The organism is Paraburkholderia dinghuensis, from assembly GCF_003837865.1.
Classification (GTDB): domain Bacteria; phylum Pseudomonadota; class Gammaproteobacteria; order Burkholderiales; family Burkholderiaceae; genus Paraburkholderia; species Paraburkholderia dinghuensis.
Map to the genome: position 1 here is coordinate 19062 of NZ_RQIS01000018.1, position 10074 is coordinate 29135.

9 protein-coding genes are annotated in these 10074 nt (G+C 59.4%); 6 read left to right on the plus strand and 3 right to left on the minus strand.

Annotated features, from left to right (window positions below; genetic code table 11):
• Positions 1–30: 30 nt before the first annotated feature.
• Complete coding sequence (locus D1Y85_RS21675; RefSeq protein WP_124153128.1) at positions 31–606, plus strand: hypothetical protein; 576 nt, start codon at positions 31–33, stop codon at positions 604–606.
• 4 nt (positions 607–610) lie between these two features.
• Complete coding sequence (locus D1Y85_RS21680; protein WP_124153129.1) at positions 611–3349, plus strand: hypothetical protein; 2739 nt, start codon at positions 611–613, stop codon at positions 3347–3349.
• A gap of 153 nt (positions 3350–3502) precedes the next feature.
• Here D1Y85_RS21680 and D1Y85_RS21685 read toward each other — a convergent pair whose 3' ends face one another.
• Positions 3503–4969: a tyrosine-type recombinase/integrase gene (locus D1Y85_RS21685; RefSeq protein ID WP_185219068.1), complete on the minus strand. Its 1467-nt coding sequence runs from the start codon at positions 4967–4969 to the stop codon at positions 3503–3505.
• Positions 4970–5055: 86 nt separating this feature from the next.
• Positions 5056–5211 (minus strand): hypothetical protein, encoded by a 156-nt coding sequence (locus D1Y85_RS27165; RefSeq protein ID WP_185219072.1) that lies wholly within the window; start codon positions 5209–5211, stop codon positions 5056–5058.
• Positions 5212–5512: 301 nt separating this feature from the next.
• Between D1Y85_RS27165 and D1Y85_RS21690 the strand changes: the two genes are divergently transcribed.
• From D1Y85_RS21690 to D1Y85_RS21700, 3 genes are all read left to right on the plus strand, one after another.
• A complete protein-coding gene (locus D1Y85_RS21690; protein ID WP_124153131.1) occupies positions 5513–6166 on the plus strand; it encodes an alpha/beta hydrolase in 654 nt (217 codons plus the stop codon).
• A 248-nt stretch (positions 6167–6414) separates the two neighbouring features.
• Entirely contained in the window at positions 6415–7467 is a 1053-nt protein-coding gene (gene mreB, locus D1Y85_RS21695) for a rod shape-determining protein (protein WP_124153132.1), read from the plus strand.
• A 190-nt stretch (positions 7468–7657) separates the two neighbouring features.
• Entirely contained in the window at positions 7658–8440 is a 783-nt protein-coding gene (locus D1Y85_RS21700; RefSeq protein ID WP_124153133.1) for an alpha/beta fold hydrolase, read from the plus strand.
• A gap of 191 nt (positions 8441–8631) precedes the next feature.
• Here the strand turns inward: D1Y85_RS21700 and D1Y85_RS21705 are convergent, their stop codons facing one another.
• On the minus strand, positions 8632–9033 hold the full coding sequence (locus tag D1Y85_RS21705; protein WP_124153134.1) for a hypothetical protein: 402 nt from the start codon (positions 9031–9033) through the stop codon (positions 8632–8634).
• Positions 9034–9392: 359 nt separating this feature from the next.
• Here D1Y85_RS21705 and D1Y85_RS21710 point away from each other — a divergent pair.
• A partial coding sequence (locus D1Y85_RS21710) for a citrate/2-methylcitrate synthase (protein WP_281278311.1) occupies positions 9393–10074 on the plus strand: 682 nt, incomplete at its 3' end.

Below are 10074 nucleotides of genomic sequence, written 5' to 3' on the forward strand. Positions count from 1 at the left end.
AATTTGAAGATAAAGTTATTTCGGACAATTATGAGAATTAAGAGATTTTCAGTATTATTAATTTTGTGGTTGGTAATTGATGGGGTAATTGGCTGCGCCAAGGTCGATATTTCATCGAATCCGACACAAAATTTCTTGCTATCTATTCAGGATATTGGCAAGCATGGTCGTCTCAATGATCGAGATTTCATTGCGAGCCGGCTAGGCATCAGTTTCTTATTAACTGAATCTGTCCTGGCAAAAACATGGTATGGCGTACCGTCTGGTGTGCTTACCAGGATTTATCGTGCCTCAACTCCATCGATTTTCTATCCGTTTATTTCGTATGAGAGCATTGATTACGTCGAAAATATTGATGCTATTCCAAACGGAAAGCGAAATGGCGTAATGCTTGCACTGTCGTTGAAATACAAGGAACTCTGTATGGACAGGGCGAATGTTCACGCGATATTCGGGTGGCCATTGGTCGAAGATGCGGTTGCAATTAGAGATTCTGAGAAGTTTTCATACCACCGCGCAGAAGGAGATATAGCAGTAATTTTTACGTTTGCAGGTCAGATTGATTGTCTTGATCAAGTTAGAATTTTTAAAACGTCTACCGAGTAAAATTATGGTTACCACTTCGCAGCAGATTACAGGTAATGAGGCTTTCTGGGGTGCTATCAAGGGGCAACTCAGTTCAGATGTTCTGAAATATATAAATTCCAGTCAAACTCTGGTTAATGAACTTCTTCAATATGGTGCCGCGGTTGCCGGTGGTACTTTGCAGCCAATGCAAATTTCCCTAACCGGATCCGGCAATTTGCTCCAATTTACAGGGCAGTTTGTGCAGTTTGGTTTAAATTGGTTGACGTGGTCGCCAGCCCAATTCGTAGGAAATCTCAGTCATGAGATTGGTCATTTTGTGAATTTTTCTAATGATCAGACTTTTTATCAAAATCTTCATATTGATCCGAATGATCCCAACGCGGGAGCACTGTACGACACAGTCGGACTTCGCGCTGAAGGAGAGGCTGTATTCAATAATTGGAAAGTGCAACAGGAAATCGCATTAGCGAATCCTGGTGTGCAAATAAACATTAACGGTGACAGTGGAGCAAATGGTTCTATTGATCAGGCATTAAGTGCCTTACATGCCTCCGACATAGCTAAGGGATTGACGCAAGTCCAAGATGACAATGCGTTGATGGAGCTTGCCGGAAAAATGTTTTCGAGCTTGCATCCGTCTGATACTCCTGCCGGGACAACCTATGCCGACATGTACGCGGCCCATGGCGGAGAAATATTTAGTTCGATGGGGATTTCATCCGGTAATGTCTTGCCGGGTGCAATCGCAGAGGTGGATTTTTCTGATTCAAATTTAACAGGCAATTATTCTTCCGTCACTGAGACGTTCGCCTCCGGTGCCTCGACAACGCAATATTTCTCGAATTCTCTTATTTCATCTTCGGTCCAACTCGACCAGTTCGGAAACGTGCTGTCTCAAGTTGCGTACTCACATAACGCAGATGGTAGTTACGTTGCAAATATCTATGATGGTCAGGGGCATTTGACCAACCAAGATCAGTTCCAGAGCGACGGGTCCGAAGTAGCTTACCAGATCAATTCAAATGGATCGCAGACAGCAACGGTCTACAACTCTACGGGACACGAAACCGAATATGCGGCGTTCGGCACCAATGGGCAGAAGACGCAGGACATCTTCTACGACGCTACGAGCGGTCGCGAGACGCAGGAAACCGACTACAACGCGGATGGCAGCGCAGTCGCTTACCTGTTCAACAGCGACGGTACGCAGAACGCTATCGTCTACAACTCAGCCGGTCACGAAACGGAATACGCGACGTTCGGCACCAATGGCGCGAAAACGCAGGACCTGTTCTATGATGCCTCGTCGGGCCGCCTGACGCAGGAGAACGATTTCAACGCGGATGGCAGCGCAGTCGCTCACCTGTTCAACAGCGACGGTACGCAGAACGCTATCGTCTACAACTCAGCCGGTCACGAAACGGAATACGCGACGTTCGGCACCAATGGCGCGAAAACGCAGGACCTGTTCTATGATGCCTCGTCGGGCCGCCTGACGCAGGAGAACGACTACAACGCGGATGGCAGCGCAGTCGCTCACCTGTTCAACAGCGACGGTACGCAGAACGCTATCGTCTACAATTCAGCTGGTCACGAAACGGAATACGCGACGTTCGGCACCAATGGCGCGAAAACGCAGGACCTGTTCTATGATGCCTCGTCGGGTCGCCTGACGCAGGAGAACGACTTCAATGCCGACGGCAGCCAGGTCGATCACGTCTTCAACGCCAATGGCACGCAGAACGCCATCGTGTTCAATGCGGCGGGCCACGAGACGGAGAACGCGACGTTCGGCACCAACGGCCAGAAGACGCAGGACGTCTTCTACGACGCCACGAGCGGTCGTGCGACGCAGGAGAACGACTTCAACGCGGACGGTAGCCAGGTCGATCACGTTTTCAATACCGACGGCACGCAGACGGCGTACGTGTTCAATGCGGCAGGCCACGAGACCGAGCAGGCGAACTTTGACACAAGTGGCAAGCAGACAAAGGATTTTGTCTTCGATGCGAACACCGGGCGCGAAATGCAGGAGACGGATTACAACGCGGACGGCAGTGGAGTCGCGCACGTCTTCAACCCGGATGGTACGCAGAATGCCGCAGTGTTTGATCCCAGTGGCCACGTGTCCGAATACGCCACCTTCGGTGCCAATGGCCAGAAGACGAAAGACATCTTCTACGATCCGGGCACCGGGCGCGAACTGCAGGAAAATGATTTCAACGGGGACGGTAGCTCGGTGGCCCACGTCTTCAACCCGGATGGCTCACAGACCGCCACGGTTTACAACTCCGCTGGTCACGAGACAGAGTACGCGGCTTTCAATGTAGTCGGCCAGAAGACGGACGACTACTTCTACGATGGCACAACCGGGCGAGAGACCGAGTACAACCAGTACCATGGTGATGGCGGCATGACGGCATGGCTGTTCAATGCTGACAACTCTACGAACGCCATCATCTTCAATGGCAACGGTCAGGAGCTTGAATACGACTCGTACGATACCAGCGGCCAGTTGACCGGTTACACCAAGTTTACGTATGGCCCGGGAGGTGGCTACAACGCCGTGGCCTATGGTCCGACCGGATACGAATCAGGCTGGGCGGATTACGGCAGCAATGACATGCTTATTTCGTCTGGTGGAAGTCAATACAATTTCGGTTTGGGTAACGAATACGGTAGTGGGTCCGACATGGCATTTGAATCCTCGTTTCAGGAGGATTTGGATATGGTCGCATGCGATTACGGTTTCTCGTTCTGAGTTTGACCTTGCGGGGGCTACGCTGGTGATTCTCGTTTGCATTAGTCCCTGATATCCATCACGGGGGTTATCGTTCGCCGCGCCTCGTGCGCGGCGTTTTAACTCCCGGGCGTGCCCGCGCGCAGTGTCGGCAAGAATCACAGGGTGTGATTTTCACGCCGCCTCGGACAGCGCGCGCATGTCGTCATCCGCGTCGATATCGTAGGCGTCGTAGTCAGGATTCGGCAGTTGTGGGATCTCGCCCCTGCAGGTCTTTTCCAGGAACGCCCCGAGTTTCTGCCACGCGGCGCGCATTTCACGCTGGTAGCTGTACTGATGATAGTGCCGCATGAGCTGGCGGTTGAGCTGCCTGTCTGTCTGGTCGAGCGATGACACATGGTTCAGGCAACGCTCGATCACCACCGGCGCGATGTCCAGTGCCTGCATGTAGGTGGCTCCGGTGCGGCGCAGGTCGTGCGTGCTCCAGCGGCCACCGGGGAGCAGCAGCGACGAGTTAATGGGACGCATCTTTGCCTTCTTGGGCGTGCCATCGTCGGACTGGCGGAAGGCGAGGGCGTTGCCAATGTCCTTGATGGGCGCATGCAGCGTGTCGTCCTTCCTGTGCGGAAACAGCCAGGGCGTGCCACCCGTCAGTTCGCGCAGGTTGGTGAGCAGTTCCACGGCGAAGTCGGACAGGAACACCGTATAGGCACGCTTGTTCTTGCAGTGCGCGCCGGGAATGAACCAGGTGCGCCGCTCCAGGTTGACGTTCTTCCACGGGGCCTGCATCAGCTCGCAACTCCGCACCATCGTGGCAAGGGCGATGCCGACGCCCAGCTCCAGACAACGATCTAGCGGCTTGATGCTGCGCCTGAAGTTTGGGGTGAGTGTCCACGCCTCACGGATTGTCATGAAGCGCTGGTTGAGCGTCCAAACTTCCTCAGGTGTCAGCACGCGCTCGCGGAAGGGCTTGTAGTCAGGCGGCAGCAGCCGGTCGATGTCGATCAGTTCAACCGGGTTTACGTCGAGCAGCCTGCGCCAGGGATTGCGCACGAGACCCCAGCGCAGTACCTGACCAGCGAAGGCGTGCAGTTCGAGCGCCGTGCGGCATTTGCCTTCGGCAATCAGCGCGCGAAGGCGGGTGGTGAGGGCGCTGTCGTTCAGGTCGCGCAGCTTCGTGTGACCCAGCAGCGGCAGCAGGTGACGTTCGCAGAAACCGCGCGCGTATTCACCACCATCCTTGCGCAGCAGCCCCTCGGCCTGCCAGAGGCTGTACAGGTCGGCAAACGTCAGTTGCTGTTCGCGCCGCCGCTCGATGTCGGCCTGTTCCTGTTTCAGCTTCGCCGCGACGACCTGTTTCCGGCCTGCCGGATCGGTGCCGTGCGCGACACGCAGCCTGATTTCCTCAAAGCGGTCGCGGATGGTGTCAAGGCTGTCACGTGGCCATGCGCCGAGCGTCGCCTCGCGCGCCCGGTTGTTGAACCGGTAGCGGTAGCGGAAGTGCACCGACACCGCGCCGTCGCGAGCGGCGTGAACCTTGCCCGACAGGCCCGAGCCGTCGCGCACGGTGCGGTTGTCGTCCGCCGCCGTCAGGCGCGACAGGGTGACTTCAGTGACTTGCTGCGCTGCTCGTTCCCCCACGACATTCCCCACATTTTGGTTGTCTGTGGGGAATTGTAGCGGATCGTGTGTGTCGTGACGAGTGACTTAACTCGTTGATTTCATGACTAACAGTACGTATTGTCCGTCAACATGGCGCAGCATTTATTGGCGATGAACGTGTCGAGCACGTTCATGAACGTGGCAAGCGCGACGGCGATGGTCGCGAGGATCAGGCGAGCGCCTTCGAGTGGCGGTGGTGGTTGCGTGGCTTGGGTTTGCACGGCTTCGGTCGCGGTAGGCGCAAGTCGGGCGTCGCGGGTTCCGGTACGGCAAGGGATGATTCGTGTGCGCTTTGCTCTCTCCATGCCCGGCTAAAGCCGGTCGCACGCGGCAGGCGACAGAATACCGCGTTCAGCCCGAGCCCGTACGGCGTCGAAACTGCAATGGCACAGCGTCGAACGCCACGGGCGCGCACGGCGTATGCTTGCGCCTGCCGTACGGTCGTCGTATCGTCCAATGCGCGGTTGCAACTGCCGTTTGCGCCGCATGCACGATCACGATACCAACAGGGGAGGTTTTCCGATGAACTGGGAACCGTTTGACGGAGGCTGGCGTCTCGCGCCGGCCCAGGGCGCGGCTCGCGCCGTAGTCGTGTTGCTGCACGGTGTCGGCAGCAATGCGAAAGATCTGATACCGCTCGGCGACACGTGGCGCGATGCCTTGCCTTACGCCGCATTCGTCTCGCTCGACGGTAGCGAGCCGTTCGACGGAGGGTTCGGCGGGCGTCAGTGGTTCAGCCTGCGCGACATCAGCGAAAGCAATCGCGAAGAGCGCGTCGTCGCAGCGGCAGAGGTGTTGCGCCGCCGGCTCGACGCCGAACTGGCCCACTGGTCGCTCGGCTACGACGCGCTCGCGCTCGTCGGCTTTTCGCAAGGTTCGATCATGTCGCTCTACCACGTCGCGACCCAGTCCGAGGGCGTCGCCGCCGTGGTCGCCTACGCGGGACGGCTCGTGACGCCGGTTGTCGCGAAGAGCCGCACGGCGCTCACGCTCGTGCACGGCGAGGACGACGAAGTGATTCCGGTGCAGGAACTGGAGCGCGCAGCCATCGCGTTCAGCGACGGGGGCTACGCCGTGGCTGCTTACGCCCTGCCTGGCGTGGGTCATACGATCACGTCGCAGGGCGTGATGCTCGGCCGTGAAGCCCTCGTGCGCGCGCTCGAATCACACGGATAGGGGCGCGTTCCTGCGGATCTCCCCGCCGGCGCGGCCTGGACTACTCCGGCATGCCGCATATTCCCGCCCGCAGGCCATTTCCTTGCGCGGCTAAAGTCTTCTGCGGCCGCTGCCGTAAACCGGGTCAATAGGCCGAAACGGCCCGATTCACCCGGTGTTCGGCCAGCGCGACGCACCCCCGGGTTCGATGTCTGGCGGTATCCCGACGGCTGGCCGCCCGTCACCGCATAAATAGAAGAATGACCAAAATGGCCTCAGCGACGTCGCATTCCAATCTTCTGAAAAGGCTGTCCCGCCACGACGTGGCAGTCGATCTCGGCACCGCGAACACGCTGATCTATACGCCAGACAGGGGCATTGTTCTGAATCAGCCGTCGGTGGTCTGTTTCGAGCGCCGCGCGGGGGCCGGCGCGGGAACGGTGGCCGCCGTCGGAAACGAGGCGAAAGAGATGCTCGGGCGCGAACCGTTGCATCTGGAGGCAGTGCGGCCGCTGAGTCACGGCGTTATCGCCGATTTTCCCGCCGCTGGGCAGATGATGCGCCGCTTCGTCGAGATTGCGCGCTCGAGCCGCCTGCTCGGCAGGCGTGCGTCGTTCACGGTCTGCGTGCCGGGGGCGGCGAACGAGGTGGAGCGGCGCGCGGTCCGCGAGACGGCGCTCGCGGCGGGCGCGATGCATGTGAACCTGATCAGCGAATCGCTCGCTTCGGCGCTCGGGGCCGGGTTGCCGGTGTCGGCGGCGACGGGCTCGATGGTCGTCGATATCGGCGGCGGCACGACCGAGGTCGCCGTGATCGCACTCGGCGGCGTGGCCTGTAGCGGCTCGGTTCGCGTGGGCGGCGATGAGTTCGACCGCTCCATCATCAACTATGTGCGTAGCCTCTTTGGCGTCGTGCTCGGCGACCAGACGGCAGAGCACGTGAAGAAGACGATCGGCACCGCGTTGCGTGGCGAGCCGATCGAAACCCTGCGCGCCACTGGACGCAGCATCGAGGACGGCTTGCCGCGTACCGTCGAGTTGACGAGCCACGATATAGCCGACGCGCTTGCCGTACCGCTGCGCCGGGTGATTGGCGTGGTGCGGGATGTGTTCGAGACCACGCCGGCCGAACTCGTGACCGACATCGCGGATGCCGGCATCGTGCTGACTGGCGGCGGGGCACTCCTTGCGCGGCTTGATGAATGCCTTGCGGCCGAACTGGGTGTGCCCGTGCGCGTAGCCGACGATCCGCTGACCTGCGCCGTGCGCGGTGCAGGCATGGCGGCGGCGTATCTGGACGGGAACGCATTCGCATTCGAATAGGCAGCATCATTCTGGCGAATAGTGCGTTGCGCGCGGCACGCGCTGCCGTGGGACAATACCCGCTTTTTCCCGTGCCACGCGTGCGAAGCCACATTGCCGCTTTGCTGCTGCCGTCTTCTTCATTTTCACTGTGAATCGAGCCGTTTTTCCCGCGCCCGGGTCGTTCGTCGAACTGCCCGGCGGCTTGCCCATGCCCTTCGTCGAACGCGGCGAGGGTGCGTTGCTGTTATTCGTCCATGGCTCGCTTTGCGACTACCGCTACTGGCAACCGCAACTTGCGGGGCTCTCGAAGCAGTACCGCTGCGTATCCGTGAGTCTCACGCACTATTGGCCGGCGACCGACGCGGCGCGTGACCAGCCGTTCAGCTGGAGCCGGCACGCGGACGAAATCGCTGAGTTCATCGAAGCTTTCGGCGCGGGTCCCGCTCATGTGATCGGGCATTCGCGCGGCGGCAGCGTGTCGTTTCATTTCGCCCGGCGCCATCCCGAGCTCGTGCGCTCGCTCACGCTGGCGGACCCGGGTGGTCCGCTTCAGTTGCCGGGGCAGACGCTCGCGCAACTACCCGAGACCGCCAACGTGCTGCGTGCACGCGCGGTTCAGCTGATCGAGTCGGGCGAAGTGAATGCAGGGCTCGAGCTGTTCGTCGATTCGGTGAGCCGGCCTGGGTCCTGGGCGCGCAGCACACGTGCGTTCCATACCATGGCGACCGATAACGCGCATACGCTCGGGCCGCAATTGCGCGATCCGTTGCCAGCGTATACGCGAGAACAGGCTGGCGAAATCGCGTGCCCCGTGCTGCTGATCGATGGTGAAGAGAGCCCGGAGATCTTTCATCGCACGGTGGCCGCGCTCGACGAGTGGCTCGGCGACGCGCGGCGCGCAACCGTGAACGGCGCATCCCACGGGATGAACCTCGCGCGGCCTGCCGCGTTCAACGCGCTCATCGACCAGTTCGTGCGCAAGCGCAACTGATCGACTGTACTACGCGTGCGCTGCGGCTGCTTCCCGCAGCCGCCGGTCTTTCATCCGAATAAGTTTGTAATCCTTAACATGGTTTTGCGCGCGGCAACGTCGTTTTTTTAGCGCCGTCTCATATGCCTCAATGAACGAAAACTGCGAGACGGTCCAACAGGGCCGTCCCACGCGCTGCCGAACCGCGCAACTCAGTCGCGGCCGTGCGCGTGCGCGTCGAGCTTGCGCTCCGCGGCCTCGCCGACGAGGCCCGCATAGTAGAGATGCACGCCAATCGCAAGCGAGTCGTTGCGGATCTCATGGAATGCCTTCAACGCCTTTACCGGATCCTTGAACAGGAGGTAGTGCGCTTCCTGCGAAACCAGGCGTGCGACCTGATGAAGGCCGTGGCCGTGCAGCACGTCCACGAGGGCGTCCAGGCTCCGGTGCGTGCGCGAGTCGGTGCGAGGGTAAAGCATGTGCAGCACGGCGACGCGTTCCGACGCGAGCGCGGCGGACAGCGCCACCACGATGTCCTGATGATTGAGCGCTGTGACGACGGTGCTATTTTCGAGTTCGTCTTCGGCGAACAGGGAGTCGATCGAAATATTCATCTGCTTTTCCTTACGTTTTGCTTCGGGCGCGTGTGGCCGGAAAAAGCGGCCCGCCGTGGCGGCGGGCCGCGAAGCGTTATGCAAAGACATGGGGGAGAATTCGATGCATGCGACGAAGTATCGCAGAGAGTCGGGCCGTTTTGCTGCGCTGCAAGGACAACATATTGTTGCGAAAATCGCTGTTAAGGAAGCTGTAGGGTCCGAATGTTGCGCAACTGAAGAGGCATTGTTGCTGCACGAGGTGTCAATTGTTGCTGCGCCGCCCCGTAGAATGCGGCGGGTGGTCGCAGCGAACTCGTCCGATATTCGAGGGCCCGCGCTGTGGCATGTGCGACGTGAAAGCCACTCAAGGACAACTCATGATTGATTCGAAAACACACGCGACGCTCACGATTTCCGGCCGCGAAGAGAGCATCGAACTGCCGGTTTACAAGGGCTCGATGGGCCCGGACGTGATCGACATCCGCAAGCTGTACAGCCAGACCGGCATGTTCACCTACGACCCGGGCTTCATGTCGACGGCGTCGTGCAACTCGGCGATCACGTACATCGACGGGGACAAGGGCGAACTGCTGTACCGAGGCTACCCGATCGACAACCTCGCGCAGAACGCCGATTTTCTCGAGTCCTGCTACCTGCTCCTGAACGGCGAACTGCCGAACAAGGCGCAGAACGATGAGTTCGTGAAGACGGTCATGAGCCACACGATGGTTCACGACCAGATGCAGTTCTTCTTCCGCGGCTTCCGCCGCGATGCGCACCCGATGTCGATTCTCGTCGCCGCGGTGGGCGCGCTGTCCGCGTTCTATCACGATTCGCTCGACATCAACAATCCGAAGCATCGCGAAGTGTCGGCGATCCGCATGATCGCGAAGCTGCCGACGCTCGTCGCCATGGCGTACAAGTACAGCATCGGCCAGCCGTTCGTGTATCCGCGCAACGACCTGTCGTATAGCGCGAACTTCATGCGCATGATGTTCTCGAACCCGTGCGAAGAGTACAAGGTCAACGACGTGCTCACGCGCGCGCTCGACCGCATCC